We start from the raw sequence: 18,988 nt of genomic DNA on the forward strand, positions 1-18,988 counted from the left end.
CAATGGCACTGACAGTCACTCGCCTCCGGGGATCTCCGCTCCCACCCGCTTGTAGAAGATCGTCGTCGGGCGCAGCTCGCCCGCCGGCGTCACCGCGTAGTCGGGGATCGCCCCGAGCCGGGTCCAGCCCGCGGAGCGGTAGAGGGACTCGGCGGGGCTGTCGGTCTCGGTGTCCAGGTGCAGGAGGGTGATCCCGGCGGTGGCGGCGGCATGCTCGGCGGCGGTCAGGAGTTCCCGGCCGAGGCCCTGCCCGCGGCCGTCGCGGTGCACCATCAGCTTCACCAGCTCGGCGCGGTGGCGGCTGTTGGGTTTGTCCGGGAAGGCGAGGCTCACGGTGCCCAGGATCCGGTCGGCGGTGTGCGCCACCCACACGGCGAGGCGCCCGGCCGACACCGCGTCCACGCGCTCCTCCCACCAGGCGACGGCCGCCGCCCGCTCCAACGGGGCGAGGAACCCGATCGAGGCCCCGCCCTCCACGGTGTCGGCCAGCAGCTCGGCCAACTCCCCCGCCGAGGCGCGAAGGCGCTCGGCGTCCAGCCGGGAGACGGTGATCACGGCAGCACCACCACCAGCGCGTACCGTACGTCCGCGGGGCCGGGACACCGGAAGCGTGTGGGCCCCCAGACCCGCAGCCGCAGACAATCCCCGGCGTCGAGCCGGTGTTCGACGTTCTGCGCGGTCACCTCCAGCGTTCCGTCGAGGACCCAGATGTGCTGCTCCAGGCCGGGCACGGGAGGCCGGTCGTAGGCGATGTCGGCCCCGGCCCCGAGGCACCCCTCGCCCAGTTCGCCGCGCAGCCCCGCGTGCGGCGGGGACACCGATCGTCGTACGAATCCGGAGGCTTCGTCGGTCCAGACCGCCTGGTCGGCCGCCCGCATCACCGGGACGGGTTCCACCTCGACCTCGCTGAGCAGCTGCGACATGGTGCGTCCGTACACGGCGCACAACCGGTTCAGGAGCGCGGCCGTGGGGCTGATCTCGGCCCGCTCGGCACGGGACAGTGTCGAGCGACTGACCCCACTGCGCTCCGCCAACTCCCCCAGGGACCAGCCGCGTTCGGACCGCAGCTCGGCCAGCCGGGCCCCGAGCCGGACATCCACGAGGTCAAGCTCCCCATCGTTTCCCATATTCGGGATGCTATCCCGAATATGGGACTATCCCAGATGTGAAACGGACGGCAGGAGTCCCTCCGAGCGCTCCCCTCAGTCGACCGTCGCGGCCTGGGCCAGCGCCTCCAACACCGGACGGATCAGCGGGTGCCCCTCCGCGCCCCGGCGTACGGCCGCGAAGACCCGGCGCGTGGGCGCGACGCCGTCGACCGGGCGGACCAGCACGCCCGTGAGGTCCATGCCACGCAGGGCCGAGCGGGGCACCAGGGCGACGCCCGCGTCGGCCGAGGCGAGGGCGACGACGGCACGGAAGTCGTCGGAGGAGTGTTCGAGTCGAGGTTGGAATCCGGCGTTCTCGCAGGCCAGGACGACCACGTCATGGCAGGGGTTGCCTGGGTACGGGCCGATCCACGGATCCTTGGCCAGCTCGGCGAGCGGGACCTCGGCGGCGTCGGCGAGCCGGTGGCCGAGCGGGACGACCGCGTCGAAGGGCTCGGCGTACAGAGGTACGGGGGTCAGCCGCGGGTCGTCCGCGTCGGGGGCGCCCCGATACTCGACGGCGACCGCGATGTCGACCAGCCGGTCGAGCACCATCGGCAGACTGGCGTCACCCTCGGCGTCCTGGACGCGGACGTGGATGCCGGGGGCCGTGCGGGCGAGGCGGGCCAGCGCGGGGGCCACGACCAGGCCGATACCGGTCGCGAAGGCGGCAACGGTGACCGTGCCCGCCGAGCCCCCGCTGTACGCGGCCAACTCCGCCTCGGCGCGCTCCAGTTGGGCCAGGACCTCGTTGGTGTGGCTGAGCAGGATCTCGCCGGCCGGAGTCAGTCGGACGCCCTTGGCGCCGCGCTCGACGAGCCGGTGGCCGGTCTCCTGCTCCAGCGCGGTCAGCTGCTGGGAGACGGCGGAGGGGGTGAGATAGAGCGCGGCGGCCGCCGCCGTGACCGTGCGGTGGTCGGCCACCGCACGGAGGATGTGGAGCCGCCGCGCTTCGATCATGCGACCGATTCTCTCAGGTCACAGGCGTCTTTCAGCCCTCGAGCTCCGCGCGGGCGGACACGAACGCGTCCACCGCCCGGTTCACGTCGTCCGTGGAATGCGCGGCGGACAGCTGCACCCGGATCCGTGCCTGGCCCTGCGGGACGACCGGGTACGAGAAGCCGATCACGTACACGCCGCGCTCCAGGAGCAGCTCCGCCATGCGTCCGGCGACGGTCGCGTCGCCGATCATGACGGGAGCGATCGCGTGGTCGCCGGGGAGGATGTCGAAGCCCTCCGCGGTCATCCGGGAACGGAACAGCGCGGTGTTCTGTGCAAGTCGGATGCGCAGGTCGTCGGCCGACTCCAGCAGGTCGAGCACCTTCAGGGAGGCCGCCGCGATCACCGGCGCGAGCGTGTTCGAGAAGAGGTACGGGCGGGAGCGCTGGCGCAGCAGGGCGACGATCTCGGCGCGGGCGGCGACATAACCGCCGGAGGCGCCGCCGAGCGCCTTGCCGAGGGTGCCGGTGATGATGTCGACGCGGTCCATGACGCCGTGCAGTTCGGGGGTGCCGCGGCCGCCGGGGCCGACGAAGCCGACGGCGTGCGAGTCGTCGACCATGACCATGGCGTCGTAGCGGTCGGCCAGGTCGCAGATCTCCTTGAGGGGCGCGACATAGCCGTCCATCGAGAAGACGCCGTCAGTGACGATCAGACGGCGGCGCGCGCCGGACGCCTCCTTGAGCTGGGCCTCCAGGTCGGCCATGTCACGGTTGGCGTAGCGGAAGCGGCGCGCCTTGGACAGACGGATGCCGTCGATGATCGAGGCGTGGTTGAGGGTGTCGGAGATGACCGCGTCCTCGGCGCCGAGGAGGGTCTCGAAGACGCCGCCGTTGGCGTCGAAGCAGGAGGAGTAGAGGATCGTGTCCTCCTGGCCGAGGAACGCGGACAGACGCGCCTCCAGCTCCTTGTGCACCTCCTGCGTACCGCAGATGAAGCGCACGGACGCCATGCCGTAGCCCCAGCGGTCGAGGGCCTCGTGGGCGGCGGCGACGACCTCGGGGTGGTCGGCGAGGCCGAGGTAGTTGTTCGCGCAGAAGTTGAGGACCTCGCCGGGGCGGCCGCCCGCGGTGACGGTCACGGTCGCGGACTGCGGGGTGCCGATGACGCGCTCGGGCTTGTGGAGACCGGCGGCACGGATCTCGTCGAGGGTGGTGCGGAGGTCGTCGCGCACGGAGTCGAACATGGAAAGGGCTCCTAGGGGATTACGCGGTTCGGAGGGGTTCCTGCGGACGCTCACGCGCTCCAGTCGAGGATGATCTTGCCGCCGCGGCCGCTCGCGGCGTCCGCGAAGGCGGCCTCGTAGTCGCGGTAGTCGTAGCGACCGGTGATGACCGGTGCGAGGTCGAGGCCGCCTTCGAGAAGGACGGACATCGCGTACCAGGTCTCGAACATCTCACGGCCGTAGATGCCCTTGATCGTGATCATGGAGGTGACGATCCGGGACCAGTCGACCGGGAACTCCTCGGCGGGCAGGCCGAGCATCGCGATCCGGCCGCCGTGCGTCATGTTGGCGATCATGTCGCGCATCGCCTCGGGGCGGCCGGACATCTCCAGGCCGATGTCGAAGCCCTCGCGCAGGCCGAGGGCGCGCTGGCCGTCGCCGATGGTCGACTCCGCGACGTTCAGCGCGAGGCTGGCGCCGATCTTGCGGGCGAGGTCGAGGCGCTCCTCGCTGACGTCGGTGATGACGACGTTGCGGGCGCCCGCGTGCCGGGCCACGGCCGCGGCCATCAGACCAATCGGGCCCGCGCCCGTGATGAGGACGTCCTCGCCGACCAGGGGGAAGGACAGCGCCGTGTGCACGGCGTTGCCGAACGGGTCGAAGATCGCGGCGACGTCGAGGTCGACGGGGACGCGGTGCACCCACACGTTGGCGGCGGGCAGGGCCACGTACTCGGCGAACGCGCCGTCGCGGCCGACGCCGAGGCCGACCGTGGCCCGGCACAGGTGGCGGCGGCCGGCCAGGCAGTTGCGGCACTTGCCGCACACCAGGTGGCCCTCGCCGCTGACCCGGTCGCCCGCCTTGATGTCGACGACGTCGCGGCCGGTCTCCACGACCTCTCCGACGAACTCGTGGCCGAGGACGAGCGGCGTGCGGATGGCCTGCCGCGCCCAGCCGTCCCAGCTGCGGATGTGCAGGTCGGTGCCGCAGATCCCGGTCCTGAGGACCTTGATCAGTACGTCGCCGGGGCCGATCTCCGGTTCCGGGACGTCCGTGAGCCAGAGCCCGGGCTCCGCCTTCTCCTTGACCAGCGCCTTCAAGCTGTGGCTCCCGTGGTGAGGTCCCGGAGCAGGGCACGCCGAAGGAGCCCGTACCGGGGAGAGGGGTGATTTCCCGGAGAAATCTGCCGCACGGGGGCGCCGTTGGTCCATCGAGGATTTCTTAAGCGCGGCCGCAGCTTTCCTTCACGCCTCCGGCCGCGGGCGTCAGATCCCCCCGGTGTCCTCGCGGCGCTCCAACTGCTCGACCAGTTCCGCCGCCATCGCCTTGATGGTTTCCAGGCCCGCTTTCCCCCACGGGCGCGGTTCGAGGTCGACGACGCAGATCGTGCCGAGGGCGATGCCGGTGTGGTCGATCAGCGGGGCGCCCAGGTAGGAGCGGACGCCGATCTCGTCGACGACCGGGTTGCCGGCGAAACGCGGGTAGTCGCAGACGTCTTCCAGGACCAGCGCCTTGCGGCGGACGACCACATGGGGGCAGAACCCGTAGTCGCGGGTCAGGTAGCGCCCGATGCCCTTGCCGGTGCCGTCCGAGGCGGCCGGGAGCGGCCGGGCGGCCGACACGCTGCCGTCCGGGGTGTGCAGGCCCGCGAAGAACTGCCGGTTCTCGTCGATGAAGTTGACCATCGAGTACGGCACCGCGGCGATTTCGGCGAGCCGGTCCGCGAAGGCGTCGAAGGCGGGTTCCGTGCGTTCTCCCAGGCCTAGTCGGCGCAGTCGGCGGACCCGGGCGGGGGCGTCCTTGTCCTCCGGGGTCAGCAGCAGACGACCGGCCGGGCGCGGCGGGTCGTAACTCATCTATGGGCTCCCTGGTGTGGGGCGGGCGTCATGGTGTGTGGGCTCCGTGGCGGGGACGTGGGTCGGGTGCGGGCTCAGCGGCTGGGGGCGTGCGTCGGTGCGTGGGCGAGAAGGTGGCGGACCAGGGTGAGCAGGGTCTGCACGCCCGAACTGGAGATCCGGGCGTCACAGCGCACGATGGGGATCTCGGGGTCGAGGTCGATGGCCGCGCGCACCTCCTCGGGGTCGTAGCGGTAGGCACCGTCGAACTCGTTGACGGCGACGATGAAGCCAAGACCGCGCTGCTCGAAGAAGTCGACGGCCGCGAAACAGTCCTCCAGGCGGCGGGTGTCGGCGAGGATCACCGCACCGAGCGCGCCCTCGGACAGCTCGTCCCACATGAACCAGAACCGCTGCTGCCCGGGGGTACCGAACAGGTACAGGACGTGTTCCGGATCGAGGGTGATGCGGCCGAAGTCCATCGCCACGGTGGTCTCGACCTTGTTCTCGATGCCGTCGAGATTGTCGGTCGCGGCGCTGACCGTGGTGAGCAGCTCCTCCGTGCTGAGCGGCGCGATCTCGCTCACCGCGCCCACGAAGGTCGTCTTGCCGACCCCGAACCCTCCCGCCACCAGGATCTTGAGCGCGGTGGGGAAGGGATCAGAGCTGTCGTCGTAGTCCATCGAGCACTGCCTCCAGAAGAGACCGGTCAGTGGGGTTGTGGTGGAACTCGGGCGGCTTGGTGGTCAGTGCCCCGCAGTCGACGAGGTCGGAGAGCAGCACCTTGGTGACCGCCGCGGGCAGCTTCAGGTGTGCGGCGATCTCCGCGACCGAGACGGGCGCCCGGCACAGTTCGAGTGCCTGGGTGTGCTCGGGGCCGAGGTAGCCCAGAGGTGTGGCCCCGGTCGCCATCACCTGCGACAGCAGGTCGAGGGCGGTGGTCGGCCGGGTCCGGCCGTTGCTGACCGTGTAGGGGCGCACCAGCCGCCCGGCCGCGTCGTCGAGCCAGGGCCCGTCGCCGGCCGCGGCCACCCTCAAGGCCTCATCGCCGGCGGTTCCACGACGCCCTGCCGGGGCGCGGTCATCAGATACGGACGAACGCTCTTGACCAGCATCGCCATCTCGTAGCCGAGCACCGCCGCGTCGGCCTCGCGGCCGGCGAGCACCGCGAGACAGGTGCCGGAGCCCGCGGTGGAGACGAACAGCAGGGTCGAGTCGAGTTCGACGACGACCTGGCGCACGTCTCCGCCGTCGCCGAAGCCCATGCCCGCGCTGCGGCCGAGCGAGTAGAGGCCGGAGGCGAGCGCCGCCATGTGGTCGGCGCTGTCCGGGTCGAGTCCGTGGACCGACTTCACGAGTCCGTCGCAAGAGAGGAGTACCGCGCTGGTGGTGTGCGGTACGCGCTGTACGAGGCCGCTCATCAGCCAGTCGAGATCGGATACATGGGCGGTCGGCGCGTCGCTCGCCATGGTGGATCGACTCCTTGAGGTACGAAGGTCTGCCGGAGCGGAGGGTGTGGGGGTGTGCGTGGGGGGTGTCAGGGGGGTGGTCATCCGGCCGTTGTGCTCCCGTCGTGCCGGGCCGTGAGGTCGTGTCCGGGCGCGGGTGCGGCTGTGTCGCGGGTCCCGTGCGTCTCGTGCGGGGCGGGCGCGTGCGCCGGGTGGATGTCGGCTATGGGGGGCGCGCCCGTGGACGTCTGGTCGACGCGGATCACGTCGAGCGGCGGCAACGGATCCAGGTGCCGCAGGTCCGGGTACGGCAGATCGGAGTGCGACAAGTCTGGGTGCGGCAGATCGAAGTGCGGCCGCTCCATGTGCGGTTCTCCGCTGGGCAGTGGCTCCACGCGCCGCTCCTCGGCATGCTGGGCCTCCGCGAGCCCGATCCCTCGCTGGAACGCCGCCATCAGGCCGGGGTCGTGGCCGACGACGTGCTCCGGGTCCTGACGGGGCACGGGTCCGTCTCGCAGTTGGGGTGCGATGTGCTCCTGGGCGCGTCGCTTGGGCAGTTGGGGCTTGCCCATGGTGCCGCGCACCGCGCCGTTGCGCGGGGTGGGCGGCATGGCCGCGTTCTCCGCCACCACGGGCCGGTCGTCGGGGCGGATGCCGGGCAGGGCCTCGGCCGGGTTGGGCCGCTCCGCGCGGGCGCCGCGCACGGGGAGCGGCGCCGGGCCGCTGCCGCCCGTGCCCGGCGCGGCGGGCGGCACCTGGTCCCGCTGCCGCGGCACGGAGGACGCCGTCGCGTCGGCGGAGGGCACGGGCGCGGTCGGCCCGGCCTGAGCTCCGGCGGACGGACGCGAGCCGCCGGCCTTGGACTGCTGTGTCTGCTGGGTCTGTGCCTGCGATACGTCCCCGGGGGCGCCCGGCGCCGCGCCCAACAGCGCCTGCGGTACGACCAGTACGGCCTGGACACCGCCGTAGATGTTGGTCTGGAGCCGTACGTGGATGCCGTGCCTCCGGGCGAGCTGCGACACCACGAACAGGCCGATCCGGCCGTCCTGGAGGAGGCTTGCGACATTCACCTGATCGGGGTCGGTGAGCAGCGCGTTCATCTTGCTCTGCTCGCCCAGGGGCATGCCCAGGCCCCGGTCCTCGACCTCGACGGCGAGGCCTGACGTGACGAGGTTGACGCGCAGCAGCACTTGGGTGTGCGGGGCGGAGAACACCGTCGCGTTCTCGACGAGTTCGGCCAGCAGGTGGATGACGTCGGCGACGGCGTGCCCGCGCAGGGTGCCGTCGATCGGGGGCACCAGCTTGACCCGCGAGTACTGCTCGACCTCGGCGATCGCCGACCGCAGCACCTCGGTCATGGAGACGGGGTTGCTCCACTGGCGGCGCGAGACGGCGCCGCCGAGCACGGCGAGATTTTCAGCGTGCCGACGGATGCGGGTGGCGAGGTGGTCGACGTGGAAGAGGCCCTTGAGCAGATCCGGGTCCTCGATCTCGTTCTCCAGCTCGTCGAGGATCGAGATCTCGCGGTGCACGAGGGACTGAAGCCGTCGGGCGAGGTTGACGAAGACCTCGACCTTCTGCTCGCTGCCCGCCTGGCTGGAGAGTTGGGCTGCCTGCACGACGGCGGTGACGGCGCCGTCGTGCGCGCGGGAGAGGTCGGCGGCGAGCAGCTCGAACTCGTCGGCGTCCGGCCCCGGCCGGCGGCGCGGCTTGGGCGCGGGCGGGCTCTCGCCCCGGCGCAGGCCCTCGACGACGGCGCGCAGATCGGCCTCGGTGCGGGCGCTGCCGCGGCGCAGGGCACCGATGCGTTCCCGTACGGACGTGGCGGCCCGGTCGGCGCCGACGGCGGCGATCAGGATGCCCGCGAGAGCGACGCACCCGGCGCCGGCGAGCACCGACCACAGGATGGCGCCGGGGCGCGCGCCGGTGGAGCGGACGGTGAACAGCACGGCCGCGCACGCGCTGAGCGCCACCGCGATCGGCGGCAGGACCGCCAGGCGCAGCAGCTGGGGCCGTAGGTGGGGCTCGGGCTGCGGGGTGACCGTGCGGGCGACCGGCCGCCCGTGCCGCCCGCCCTCACGGCGGTCTGCGCGTGCGGCCGGTGCGCGGAGGTGAGACATCTGCGTCCTCGTACTGGTGCGTCGGGGGCCACGGGGGCTCCCGCGGGTCTGCGCGACTCGGGCGTGCGCCATCGCGATGCCGGTCGAGAGAGCCGAAGAATTCGGCCCTGCGTCGCCCGACGGCAACTGACAGTAGTCGCCAAGCCATCATGTGCGGTGGGCAGTTGACAAACTCCCCCGGAAGGCGTCCCGCTCTGGTATGAGGCCTCGCACGGCAGACCGAAATCCCCCTCGGACGCACGTTCCCCTGCGTCACCGATCCGATCAGAGCTGGTCAGAACCGGTCCAGAACAAACGGCGAGGGTCGGGGAGCAGTTCGCTCCCCGACCCTCGCCGTCGATCGGACATTCAGGAAATTCAGCTCGCGGACACCGTCTCCGGCTCTCCGGTGCCCTCCGAAGCTTCGCCCACGACGTCACCCGGAGTGCTGGAAGCGGAGATCTCCGCTCCGGTCCTCTCGACGGCGGGCCAGCCGCCCTTCGGCGGCACGGCCACACCGCGCCACCAGGGCTCGGCCGGGACGGTCTCGGTGGTGGGTTCGAAGGGCTGGCCGGGGCGGGGCAGCGCGACGCGGGCGCCCACCGCGTGTGCGGCGGCCATCATGCCCTCGCCGGGCTCCACCCAGGGGTGCGTCGCCAGGTTGAAGGTGGCCCAGTGGATGGGCAGCGTCACGCCGGTGGGCCGCCCGCCCTGGAGGTCCAGGTGGGTGCGCATGCCCTCCTCGGGCGTCATGTGGATGTCGGGCCAGAACTCGCTGTACGCCCCGACCTGGATCATCGTGATGTCGAACGGGCCGTGCGAGGCGCCGATGTCCTTGAAGCCCTCGAAATAGCCGGTGTCCCCGCTGTGGTAGATCCGGTGCTCGTCGCCCGCCACCGCCCAGGAGGCCCACAGCGTGTGCTGGGTGTTGCGCAGGCCCCGGCCGCAGAAGTGCCGGGCGGGTGTCGCGGTCAGGGAGATGCCGCCGACCTTGGTGGTCTCGTTCCAGTCCAGTTCGCGCAGCCGGTCGGGCGAGACGCCCCAGTGCTCCAGGTGGGCGCCGACGCCGAGCGGCACCGCGAAGACCGTGTCCGTGTCGGCCAGTGCCTTGATGGTGGGCAGGTCGAGGTGGTCGTAGTGGTCGTGCGAGATGACGACGACGTCGACCGGGCCGAGCGCGGCCAGCGGCAGGGGCACCGGGTGCAGCCGCTTGGGCCCGACGAAGTTGAAGGGGGAACAGCGCTCGCCCCAGACGGGGTCGAACAGCACCCGGTGCCCGTCTATCTCGGCGAGCACGCTGGAGTGCCCCATCCAGGTGATCCGCAGCCCGCTCGCCGCGGGCTTGGCAAGGTCGGCGAGCGTGGTGGGGTACACCGGCACCGTGCCCGCGGGGGAGCGGTGGACGCGCTCCTCCTTGCGGAAGAAGACCTTCGCGAACTCGAGCATGGAGCCGTCGGGGCTGGTACGGGCGCTCACCGGGTTCTGGAAGACACCGTCCGCGAAATTCGGCGATCTGCGAATGCGCTCCATGCGCTCACCGCCGGGGTCCGCGCCGAAGGCGGCGGGCTGCAACGCGCGGAGCCCGGAGCTCAACGTACGGAATCCGGTCACGGTACCTCCAAGTGGAGTCGGTCAGGCTTTCCATTATGGTCGGCCCCTCTGACAGCGCCGGGTCGGCGGTGTCACAGTGCGATGTCCCCGGTACACACCGCGACGCCCGGCGCCCCGGTGTGCCCCCACGGCGGGCCGATGTCACATCCGCGGGTGCCGGTCCGTCGTATCGGCGAGGGCGCCGAAACCTGGCGCCCCGGCCGGACAACCGGAGGTGGCCCCATGGCCCGCATTTCCCTAACCCCGCGGCGCACGCTCTTCTTCCGCGTCATGGAGTGGTACTCGAAGCGCACCTACGGGAAGGTCCTCGACCCCGGCAGGGCCCTCGCGCACAATCCCCGCGTTCTGCGGTCCGATCTGGCCTTCGAGCGCTCGGTCGCGAAATGGAACGCGCTGGACCCCGACCTCAAGGCACTCGCGGAGATGGCGGCGTCCGCGTCGATCGGGTGCTCCTGGTGCATGGACTTCGGCTACTGGGTCGGCCGGGAGCGCGGCATGGCCCGCGAGAAGCTGCTGGACGTGCCGCGTTGGCGCGAGAGCGAGGTGTACACGCCGCTGGAGCGGGACGTCCTGGAGTACGCGGAGGCCATGACGGCCACCCCGCCCGCCGTGCGGGACGAGTTGGCCGACCGGCTGCGCGACCGCCTGGGCGAGCCCGCCCTCGTCGAACTGACGGCCATGGTGGCGGTGGAGAACCTGCGCTCGCGCATCAACTCGGCACTGGGCCTGACCAGTCAGGGATTCAAGGACTCGTGCGACCTGCCGGCCGCCGCGCACCAGGCGCCTTCGGCGAAGTAGCGGACACCCGCGGGGCCCGGGGAAGCCGGCCTCGGGCCCGTCCGCCTCGGGCCCGTCCGCCTCGGGCCCGTCCAGCCCGGGCCCGTCCAGCCCGGGCCAGGCGGGCCCCCCCGCCGCTCCCGCGCCGCGTTCCCCACGGCCTCGCCCACCGTGCGCGGGAAGTCGCCGTAGCCGGAGGGCGCCTCCTCCAGGCGTCGCGCGGCTCGACGCACACGATGATCGTGCCAACCAGCGGGCCCATCGCGAAGCCCTGGCCGAGCCCGGACAGCGGATGCACGGCCAGAGTCAGCGGAAACCGCCGTACGACATCATGTGGGGCGGGTTCGACGGGCCGGACGGGCGGCGCTCCGGGGTCCCACTACTGATGATCCGTTCAGTAAATTGACAGACTCACGAGCCGCTCCCGATACTGACTGGCGATTCAGTAAAGGTTCCGGTGGGTCTTCGGTCGCGCCGATGGTTCCGCACTTGGAGGCACCATGGAGGCCGACCCGCGTAGCAATGTGCGCACCGGTGGCGAGGCGCTCGTCAGGGCGCTCGCCGCGCATGACGTGACACAGGCGTTCGGCATCCCCGGCACGCACAACCTGGAGATCTACCGGCACTTGGCGGCGTACGGCGTCCGGCACACGACCCCGCGCCACGAACAGGGCGCCGGGTACGCCGCCGACGGGTACGCGCGCGTGACGGGCCGCCCCGGTGTCGTGATCACGACCACCGGCCCCGCGCTGCTCAACGTCACGGCCGCCGTCGGGCAGGCCTACTCGGACAGCGTGCCCCTGCTGGTCGTCTCCCCGGGGATGCCGCTGCGCCATCCCCGGCTGGCGACCGGGCTGCTGCACGAGATGCGCAGCCAGACCGAGGCGCTGCGGGGCGTCGCCGCGTTCAGCCACCGGGTGTCCTCGGTGGCTGAGATCGGCGCCGCCGTGGCGCGCGCGTTCACGCTCTTCCGTACGCGGCGGCCACGGCCGGTGCACCTCGAGGTACCGCTGGATCTGCTGACGGCGGCCGAGACCGCGGGGCCGGTGCGGCTCGCCCCGGCCGCCACCGCGGGGCCGGTGCCGGACGCCGAGGCCGTACGACGGGCCGCGCGCACCCTATGGGAGGCGCGGCGGCCCGCGTTGGTGCTCGGCGGTGGCGCGCGTGGCGCCGCGGCCTCCTGTCTCGCCCTCGCGGAGGCCTGCGGCGCGCCCGTCGTGACGACCGCCAACGGCAAGGGGATCGTTCCCGAGCGGCATCCGCTCTCCCTCGGCGTCTCGCTGCACACTGAGGCGGTGCAGAAGTGGCTGGCGGGTCGCGATGTCGTCCTCGCCGTGGGCACGGAGCTGGCCGAGTCCGATTTCTGGTCGCCTCCGACCGCCCTCGGGGGCACGCTCGTCCGAGCCGATCTCGACCCGGACCAGATGCACTCCGGGCCGCCCACGGACATCGCGCTCGTCGGCGACGCGCGGGCCTCCCTGGAGGGGCTGTTGTCGGAAATGGGCCTCCACGCGCGCGTGCGGCACGACATCCCCGACCCACGAGGCGGAGTCGACGTCGACGAGGTCGACGCGGTGCGGGACGCGCGGTACGCCGGGAGTGCCACGCGCGACGCGCGCTGGATCCCGTACCTGCGGGCGATCCGCGGCGTCCTGGCCGACGACGCGGTCCTCACCTCGGACAGCGCCCAGTGCTGCTACTACGGCGCGCTCCCGCACCTCCCGCTGGGCCCTGCGGGACGCTATCTTCACCCGACCGGCTTCGGCACCCTCGGCTACGCGCTGCCCGCGGCGATCGGTGCCAAGGTGGCGTGCCCGGAGCGCCAGGTGGTGGCGCTGAGCGGGGACGGCGGCCTCCAGTTCACGGTGCAGGAGCTGGCGACCGCCGCGCAGCTGCGACTCCCGCTGCCCGTCGTGGTGTTCGACAACGGCGGCTACGGAGAGATCCGCGACGAGATGGCCGCCCGCGGCGACCGCCCCACCGAGGTGGACCTCGCTCCGGTCGACCTGCCCGCCCTGGCCCGCGCCTACGGAGGACAGGGCACACGCGTGTGCCACCCCGACGAGCTGGCCCTCGCCCTCACCGAGGCGCTGCGCACGCCCGGTCCCACCCTGATCGCCGTCCCCGAGGAGTCCTGATGACCACGCCCCTGACCACCCCACCGGCCACGCCGCTCACCACGTCTTCGACCACGCCCCTGATCACGCTCACCTGGACCGACCATGTCACGGGCAGACCCGGCTATCTGGTGGTCGACCGGCTCGTCCGCGGGGTCTCCAGCGGCGGGCTGCGGATGCGCGAAGGCTGCACCCTGGACGAGGTCGCCGGGCTCGCCCGCGGAATGACGATGAAGGAGGCCCTGCACTACAACCCCGAGGGCCGCTACATCCCGCTGGGCGGCGCCAAGGGCGGCATCGACTGCGATCCCCAGGACCCGGCGGCGTACGGCCTGCTGGTGCGGTATCTGCGCGCCATGCGCCCCTACATCGAGAGTTTGTGGACCACGGGTGAGGACCTCGGGCTCACCCAGGACCTGGTCGACCGGGCCGCCGAGGAGGCGGGGCTCGTCTCGTCCATCCAGGCCGTGTACCCGCTGCTCGACGACGAGGCGACGGCCCGTCGGCGGCTCGCGGACGCCTTCGCGGTCGACGTGGACGGGATCGGGCTCGACGAACTGGTCGGCGGCTGCGGTGTCGCCGAGTCGGTGCTCGCGGCCCTGGACCGCGCCGGGGTGACGCACGCGGGGACGCGCGTGGCCGTGCAGGGCCTGGGCACCATGGGCGGAGCCACGGCCCGCTTCCTCTCCCGCGCGGGCCTCGCCATCGTCGCCGTCGCGGACGTCAAGGGCACGATCGCGAACCCGGACGGACTCGACGTCGACGCGCTCCTCGCGGCGCGGGACACCTACGGGACGGTCGACCGCGGGGCACTGCGCCCGGCCGACCAGGAACTTCCGGGCGACGCCTGGCTGTCCGTGGACGCGGAGGTGCTGGTTCCGGCAGCGGTCTCGTACGCCATCGACACCGAGAACCAGCGGCAGATCGGCGCCCGCTGGATCGTCGAGGCGGCCAACATGCCCGTACTGCCCCGGGCGGAGGAGCTGCTGGCCGCGCGCGGGGTCGTCGTGCTGCCGGACGTCGTGGTCAACTCCGGGACGAACGCCTGGTGGTGGTGGACGCTCTTCGGCGACATCGGCGCGGACGCGGAGGAGGCGTTCGCGTACACCCGGCGCTCCATGCGCGACCTGATCGACCGGATGCTGGCCCGCGCGGAGGCCGACGGGACCACGCCGCGGGCCGCGGCGCACTCCATCGTCGCCGACCGGCTGCCGGTGATCGCGGAGCGGTTCGGGTGGTACCGCTGACGGGCACCCACCGCTCGGCCCTCCTTTGAGATCCGCCGCCCGCATCCTGTTTGACCACCAGTTCGTCGACTGACCTCGGTGAGCATTAGGGTTACCGCGTGGCAAGGGTGCGGTTGAGCGTGGCGGAACGGCGCGAGGAGTTGCTGCGCGCCGCCATCGAGCAGATCGAGGCGCGGGGCGTGGCGGCGGTTCGGATCGCCGACGTGGCCTCGGCGCTCGGCGTGAGCAACGCGTTGGTGCTGTACCACTTCTCGACCAAGGAGAAGCTGGTCGCCGCCGCGTTCACGTACGCGGCCGAGGACGACCTCGCCCGTCTGCGCAAGCTGCTCGGCCGTCGTACGTCGGCGCTGCGCAGGCTGCGCGCCGCCGTGCGCTGGTACGCGCCGACCGGCCAGGCCAAGGGCTGGCGGCTGTGGATCGAGGGCTGGGCGGCCGCGCTGCGTGAACCCGCGCTGCAGGAGGTCACCCGTGGTCTCGACAGACAGTGGAAGGCCGCGATCACCGAGGTGATCGCGGAGGGAGTGGCCGGCGGCGAGTTCGAGTGCCCGGATCCCACGGGGGCCGCCCTACGACTGACGGCGCTCCTCGACGGGCTGGCCGTGCAGATGACCGCCTACACGGGTGCGGTGTCACGGGCACGCGCCCAGGAATGGGTGGACGAGGCGCTCGCCCGGGAACTGGGGCTCGCACGCGAGGCGTTGGCAGCGGCGGTACGCTGAGGCGCACGCCTGCGCGCGCAGCCGGACGGTTCGGCTCGCACTCACCCCACCACCCACCGAGCGGGTCGGCGCGGCGACTGCCGGACCACCGCCGGGCCGCGCACCTCGGCGGCCGTCGGCTCACTGCCACGCGGGTCGGCTCGCGCCCGCCCTCGAGCCACTTCCGAGGCGTCTACGGGGCACTGCCAGGCCGACCCGGTGACAGCCGACGCACCACGCACCGCACCACGCCGCCGCCCGACGGTGCCCACAGGCGCGGCGGCCGGTTCGGCCCGCGACTCCCGGGCACGCCGCCGAGGCGGTCTCGGTGACGGGGGGACGCCCCGTCCAGGCCAACGGCGCGTCGGACGCCCGTGGTTCAGGCCACCCAATCGATCCGCATCTTGATGTCGTCCGGTGAGAGGCTGCCCTTGGCGGCCACGTGGTCGCCGGAGGACTCCCCGCGCAGCCGGCGCCCGATCCACGGGACGAGGTACTCGCGCGCCCAATGGATGTCGTCGCGCCGGACCTCGAGCGTGCCGCGGGGCGGCAGCGGAGGCCAGGGCTGGTCGGGGTCGGCGGGCACTTCGAGGCCGAGGACCTGCCCGGCGCGCAGCGCGACCCGGGTGTGACCCTCGGGCGAGAGGTGCAGCCGGTCGCCGTCCCAGGCACGACGGTCCTGGATCGTCTTCAGGGACCACAGATCGAGGACGGGACAGCCGTACCGGTCCGCGATGGCCCGTACGTGCCCGTTGTACGTGGCGATCTTGCCGCGCAGATGCCTCAGCAGCGGGACGGTGCGGGTGTCGAAGCCGGTCGTCACCAGGACGGTGCCGACGGCCGAGGTGAGGTCGGCGACCGCGCGCTCGAAGCGCTCGGCGACCTCGTCGGGATCGGTGCCGGGCCGGATGATGTCGTTGCCGCCCGCACAGAAGGAGACCAGGTCGGGGGCGAGTTCCTTGGCGCTCCGGAGCTGGTCTTCGACGATCTGGTCGAGCAGTTTTCCGCGTACGGCGAGGTTGGTGTAGGTGAAGTCGCCCTCGGGCCGCCGGTCCGCCAGCAGCACCGCGAACCGGTCGGCCCACCCGACGAAGGCCCCGTCGGGGCCGGGGTCGCCGACGCCTTCGGTGAAGCTGTCCCCCACCGCCACGTACGACCCGATCACTGATCTGTTGTCACTCTTCGAATCGTCTGCCACGTCGGCCCATCATTCACCTTTCGATGTGAGCTACGCGACCGTAGGAAAGGGTTGACGGGTGGTGAGATAAGCCACTCGTAAAGTGTGAGTGAACCCGGAATAAGGCCCTGTCAGAAGTGGTTGAACCGCCGCCACACCTGGAAGTCCTCGATCCGGAAGTGGCTCCATGTGGTCCGGAACGCGAAGTGCCCACTCGTGTACGGCTCCGGGTCGCTGTAGTCGAAGACCAGCCGTCCGTTGTTCCACCAGCGGACCGTGGAGCCGTCCGAGACGATCCGCACACGATTGGGCTCGTTGGCCGTGAGCAGCGGCTCCGTGTAGTCGTAGACGAGCGGGCGGACGCCCGGCTCCCCGACGTACCGGCGCAGCCGCGTGGTCGTGTTGGTGTTGGCGCCGTATCCGACGTAGTACGTCTTCAGGTAGTCGTATTCGTCGAGGGCACCGCCGCGCGGCGTGGCGAAGAGGTCGTCAGGGGAGCGGACGTCGACGGCGTTCCAGAAGTTGTTGAGGTCGGAGACCCGGTCGTTGACGCCGCCCGCAAAGACGGGTGTGGCGGTGTACTCGATGACGTAGGGCCCCTCGAGCCTCTTCTTGAACCAGACCGTCGCACCGCTCGGTACGTCGATCTCCAGGACGCCGCGCGAGGCGGTGACCGTGCCGCCGTCCTGCAGTTCGGTGGCCCACTGGCCGAGGCCGCGGCGGAAGCCGTCGCGGGCGATGAGTCGGCCGCGACGGTGCCGCGGCGAGGCGCTCGCGGTGGTGGCCGGGACGAGCGTGGCCAGGGCGGCACCGGCGGCGAGGGTCGCGAAGGCTCTGCGGGTGGTCATGGGGTCCTACCTTTCAAGGGTGGTTCCTTCCGTGTGAGCGGTGGTGGTGATGGCGGGCGTCGGCACCCGCCGGGTCTCGGTGCCCAGGCAGCAGTCCGTGTACGTCGACCGGAGACAGCCGCGCACGGTCCGGCCGAGGCGGTGTCCGGGGTTCTGGGCGGGCGTGCGGATACAGGTCTTCGTCGGCTCGGTGGCCCTTCGCGCAGTCGAGCGCCGCCGAACTCGGCTTCCAGTCATGGCCGTTGACGACGGCACGCACGGTGCAGGTACCGGTGCCCCGGCTGTCGTCCCGGCATGTGGTCGACCGGGTGCCCGGCGTGTGGTCGAGCGGCCGTCCGTCCTTGTACACGTTGAAAGCGATCGCGTGCTCCCTGCGGTGACGACGACGGCCCCCGTGCTGCCGCCGAAGGAGTAGAAAGCGCTTGCGGAGATCACTGTGCAGCCACACGCGCCCGGTGTCGATACCTCGTGCACCGGTGCCACAGGACCGCAATGTGCCGATCATGAAATGACCACGCCGGAACGCGTGGAAAACGCCGAAGGCCGGACCCCCGCGATTGCGGAGGTCCGGCCCTCAAAGACGTGAGAGGTGCGGCCGGCGTCAGCCGACGGCGACACCGTGCGAGCGCAGGTACGCGACCGGGTCCATGTCCGAGCCGTAGTTCGGGGTGGTGCGGATCTCGAAGTGCAGGTGCGGACCGGTGACATTGCCGGTCGCGCCGGAGAGGCCGATCTGCTGGCCCTCGGTCACGGTCTGCCCCGCCGAGACGGAGAGGGCGGACATGTGGGCGTACTGCGAGTACCGGCCGTCGGCGTGCTGGATGACGACCTGGTTGCCGTAGGCACCACCCCAGCCGGCCGAGACGACCGTGCCGGCGGCGATGGCCTTGATGGTGGTGCCGGTCGGGACCACGAAGTCCACGCCGGTGTGGTAGCCGCTGGACCACATGCTGCCGGCCACCTTGTAGCCGGTGCCGATGGTGGCGCCCGTGACCGGCAGGGTGTAACCGGTGTCATTGGTGGGGGCCGCGGCCTGGGGCTTGGGCGCGGCTGCCGCGCTGGACGACCCGGCGCCCGGCTGCGCCGACGACCGCGTGGACGGCTTGGCGGAGGACCGTGTCGACGGCTGCGTCGACGACTCGGTCGAAGGCTTGCTGTCGGCGGTCGACGCGGCCTTCTCACCGATCGTGAGCTTCAGACCCGGGTGGATCAGCGAGGGGTCGCTGCCGATGGCCTGGCGGTTGTCGGAGTAGAGCTTCTGCCAGCCGCCGCTGACGTGCTGCCGCTCGGCGATCTTGGCGAGCCAGTCGCCGGCCTTCACCGAATAGGTCTTCGTCGAGACCGTGGAGATCGTCGTGGTCTTTTCCGAAACAGCCGCGGACTTTTCGGAAACCGTCGCGCCGAAAATCGTCGCGGTCTTTTCGGGAGTGGACGAAACCGCGGCCTTCGGCGTCACGGCATGGGCGCCGGTGGCCCCCATCAGCGGCAGCGCGAGCGCGGCGCCGCCGGTTCCGGCCGCGGCGATCGAGCGGGTGAAACGCTTGGTCTTGGGACGGCGGTGCTTACCCTTCGCGGGCATGACGAATTCCTCTCCGGCGCCGGCGAGGTGAGCTGTCGGGTGCGGGCTGGAGATGCCCGGCCACGCGGCTGCGCGGCTATACCCCTAGCCGTTCCGGAGACCGGAACAGGCGCGGTACCTGTGGGTCCCCCGCTCCTGCCAGGTACGGGTGGGTGTGCGGATACCGGGCGGCGGCAGGATTGGGCGTCCGTCCGGATTGAGGGCGAACGTAAGCGAGACGGGGGCACATCGCCAACCATG

At 71.8% G+C, this 18,988-nt stretch carries 18 protein-coding genes and 1 riboswitch; of the genes, 4 read left to right on the top strand and 14 right to left on the bottom strand.

The genetic code is table 11. The annotated features are described in order from the left end of the window. Positions 1-15 precede the first annotated feature (15 nt). The 11 genes from OG819_RS41780 to OG819_RS41830 all read right to left on the bottom strand — a co-directional run bounded on the left by OG819_RS41780 (position 16) and on the right by OG819_RS41830 (position 10,305). Positions 16-552: a GNAT family N-acetyltransferase gene (locus tag OG819_RS41780; protein ID WP_266634941.1), complete on the bottom strand. Its 537-nt coding sequence runs from the start codon at positions 550-552 to the stop codon at positions 16-18. Then, positions 552-1,127, bottom strand: a complete 576-nt coding sequence (locus OG819_RS41785; protein WP_266654389.1) for an XRE family transcriptional regulator — start codon at positions 1,125-1,127, stop codon at positions 552-554. Before OG819_RS41785 ends, OG819_RS41780 begins: the two co-directional genes overlap by 1 nt. A gap of 75 nt (positions 1,128-1,202) precedes the next feature. Further along, the gene (locus OG819_RS41790; protein WP_266427412.1) at positions 1,203-2,108 is read right to left on the bottom strand and encodes a LysR family transcriptional regulator; all 906 of its coding nucleotides are present in this window, start codon (positions 2,106-2,108) and stop codon (positions 1,203-1,205) included. 31 nt (positions 2,109-2,139) lie between these two features. Next, complete coding sequence (locus tag OG819_RS41795; RefSeq protein WP_266654391.1) at positions 2,140-3,333, bottom strand: glycine C-acetyltransferase; 1,194 nt, start codon at positions 3,331-3,333, stop codon at positions 2,140-2,142. A 50-nt stretch (positions 3,334-3,383) separates the two neighbouring features. Beyond that, positions 3,384-4,412 (bottom strand): L-threonine 3-dehydrogenase, encoded by a 1,029-nt coding sequence (gene tdh / locus OG819_RS41800; protein WP_266632086.1) that lies wholly within the window; start codon positions 4,410-4,412, stop codon positions 3,384-3,386. A gap of 165 nt (positions 4,413-4,577) precedes the next feature. Next, complete coding sequence (locus tag OG819_RS41805) at positions 4,578-5,168, bottom strand: GAF domain-containing protein (protein WP_266632084.1); 591 nt, start codon at positions 5,166-5,168, stop codon at positions 4,578-4,580. A gap of 74 nt (positions 5,169-5,242) precedes the next feature. Then, entirely contained in the window at positions 5,243-5,830 is a 588-nt protein-coding gene (locus tag OG819_RS41810) for an ATP/GTP-binding protein (RefSeq protein WP_168513742.1), read from the bottom strand. Beyond that, complete coding sequence (locus OG819_RS41815) at positions 5,808-6,179, bottom strand: DUF742 domain-containing protein (protein ID WP_054232708.1); 372 nt, start codon at positions 6,177-6,179, stop codon at positions 5,808-5,810. Before OG819_RS41815 ends, OG819_RS41810 begins: the two co-directional genes overlap by 23 nt. 2 nt (positions 6,180-6,181) lie before the next feature. Then, positions 6,182-6,616, bottom strand: coding sequence for a roadblock/LC7 domain-containing protein (locus OG819_RS41820; protein ID WP_266654393.1), 435 nt, complete (start codon positions 6,614-6,616; stop codon positions 6,182-6,184). An 80-nt stretch (positions 6,617-6,696) separates the two neighbouring features. After that, positions 6,697-8,715 carry an ATP-binding protein gene (locus tag OG819_RS41825; protein WP_266654395.1) on the bottom strand — a complete coding sequence of 673 codons (2,019 nt, stop codon included), beginning with the start codon at positions 8,713-8,715 and terminating at the stop codon, positions 6,697-6,699. A gap of 357 nt (positions 8,716-9,072) precedes the next feature. After that, positions 9,073-10,305 carry an MBL fold metallo-hydrolase gene (locus tag OG819_RS41830; RefSeq protein WP_266654397.1) on the bottom strand — a complete coding sequence of 411 codons (1,233 nt, stop codon included), beginning with the start codon at positions 10,303-10,305 and terminating at the stop codon, positions 9,073-9,075. A 222-nt stretch (positions 10,306-10,527) separates the two neighbouring features. On the opposite strand from OG819_RS41830, the gene OG819_RS41835 reads away from it, so the two are divergent. From OG819_RS41835 to OG819_RS41850, 4 genes are all read left to right on the top strand, one after another. Further along, positions 10,528-11,103 (top strand): carboxymuconolactone decarboxylase family protein, encoded by a 576-nt coding sequence (locus OG819_RS41835; RefSeq protein WP_266654399.1) that lies wholly within the window; start codon positions 10,528-10,530, stop codon positions 11,101-11,103. Between the two features lie 479 nt (positions 11,104-11,582). Next, on the top strand, positions 11,583-13,220 hold the full coding sequence (locus OG819_RS41840) for a 5-guanidino-2-oxopentanoate decarboxylase (RefSeq protein ID WP_266654402.1): 1,638 nt from the start codon (positions 11,583-11,585) through the stop codon (positions 13,218-13,220). Next, positions 13,220-14,446, top strand: coding sequence for a Glu/Leu/Phe/Val dehydrogenase dimerization domain-containing protein (locus OG819_RS41845; RefSeq protein ID WP_266654404.1), 1,227 nt, complete (start codon positions 13,220-13,222; stop codon positions 14,444-14,446). Before OG819_RS41840 ends, OG819_RS41845 begins: the two co-directional genes overlap by 1 nt. Positions 14,447-14,544: 98 nt before the next feature. Continuing rightward, entirely contained in the window at positions 14,545-15,165 is a 621-nt protein-coding gene (locus OG819_RS41850; protein ID WP_323137094.1) for a TetR/AcrR family transcriptional regulator, read from the top strand. A gap of 358 nt (positions 15,166-15,523) precedes the next feature. Here the strand turns inward: OG819_RS41850 and OG819_RS41855 are convergent, their stop codons facing one another. The 3 genes from OG819_RS41855 to OG819_RS41865 all read right to left on the bottom strand — a co-directional run bounded on the left by OG819_RS41855 (position 15,524) and on the right by OG819_RS41865 (position 18,748). Then, the gene (locus OG819_RS41855; RefSeq protein WP_266634940.1) at positions 15,524-16,309 is read right to left on the bottom strand and encodes an SGNH/GDSL hydrolase family protein; all 786 of its coding nucleotides are present in this window, start codon (positions 16,307-16,309) and stop codon (positions 15,524-15,526) included. 143 nt (positions 16,310-16,452) lie between these two features. Next, positions 16,453-17,169, bottom strand: coding sequence for a DUF6250 domain-containing protein (locus tag OG819_RS41860; RefSeq protein WP_266632072.1), 717 nt, complete (start codon positions 17,167-17,169; stop codon positions 16,453-16,455). A 601-nt stretch (positions 17,170-17,770) separates the two neighbouring features. Further along, positions 17,771-18,748 (bottom strand): M23 family metallopeptidase, encoded by a 978-nt coding sequence (locus tag OG819_RS41865; RefSeq protein WP_266632070.1) that lies wholly within the window; start codon positions 18,746-18,748, stop codon positions 17,771-17,773. A 4-nt stretch (positions 18,749-18,752) separates the two neighbouring features. Next, positions 18,753-18,909, bottom strand: a riboswitch (cyclic di-AMP (ydaO/yuaA leader). Positions 18,910-18,988 lie beyond the last annotated feature (79 nt).

The organism is Streptomyces sp. NBC_01549 (assembly GCF_026339955.1).
Taxonomy (GTDB): domain Bacteria; phylum Actinomycetota; class Actinomycetes; order Streptomycetales; family Streptomycetaceae; genus Streptomyces.

Excerpts from the sequence above, each read along its gene's own strand:
- OG819_RS41785 (WP_266654389.1), bottom strand. The coding sequence starts at position 1,127 with ATGGGAAACGATGGGGAGCTTGACCTCGTGGATGTCCGGCTCGGGGCC.
- OG819_RS41790 (WP_266427412.1), bottom strand. The coding sequence starts at position 2,108 with ATGATCGAAGCGCGGCGGCTCCACATCCTCCGTGCGGTGGCCGACCAC.
- OG819_RS41795 (WP_266654391.1), bottom strand. The coding sequence starts at position 3,333 with ATGTTCGACTCCGTGCGCGACGACCTCCGCACCACCCTCGACGAGATC.
- OG819_RS41805 (WP_266632084.1), bottom strand. The coding sequence starts at position 5,168 with ATGAGTTACGACCCGCCGCGCCCGGCCGGTCGTCTGCTGCTGACCCCG.
- OG819_RS41810 (WP_168513742.1), bottom strand. The coding sequence starts at position 5,830 with ATGGACTACGACGACAGCTCTGATCCCTTCCCCACCGCGCTCAAGATC.
- OG819_RS41820 (WP_266654393.1), bottom strand. The coding sequence starts at position 6,616 with ATGGCGAGCGACGCGCCGACCGCCCATGTATCCGATCTCGACTGGCTG.
- OG819_RS41825 (WP_266654395.1), bottom strand. The coding sequence starts at position 8,715 with ATGTCTCACCTCCGCGCACCGGCCGCACGCGCAGACCGCCGTGAGGGC.
- OG819_RS41835 (WP_266654399.1), top strand. The coding sequence starts at position 10,528 with ATGGCCCGCATTTCCCTAACCCCGCGGCGCACGCTCTTCTTCCGCGTC.
- OG819_RS41840 (WP_266654402.1), top strand. The coding sequence starts at position 11,583 with ATGGAGGCCGACCCGCGTAGCAATGTGCGCACCGGTGGCGAGGCGCTC.
- OG819_RS41845 (WP_266654404.1), top strand. The coding sequence starts at position 13,220 with ATGACCACGCCCCTGACCACCCCACCGGCCACGCCGCTCACCACGTCT.
- OG819_RS41860 (WP_266632072.1), bottom strand. The coding sequence starts at position 17,169 with ATGACCACCCGCAGAGCCTTCGCGACCCTCGCCGCCGGTGCCGCCCTG.
- OG819_RS41865 (WP_266632070.1), bottom strand. The coding sequence starts at position 18,748 with ATGCCCGCGAAGGGTAAGCACCGCCGTCCCAAGACCAAGCGTTTCACC.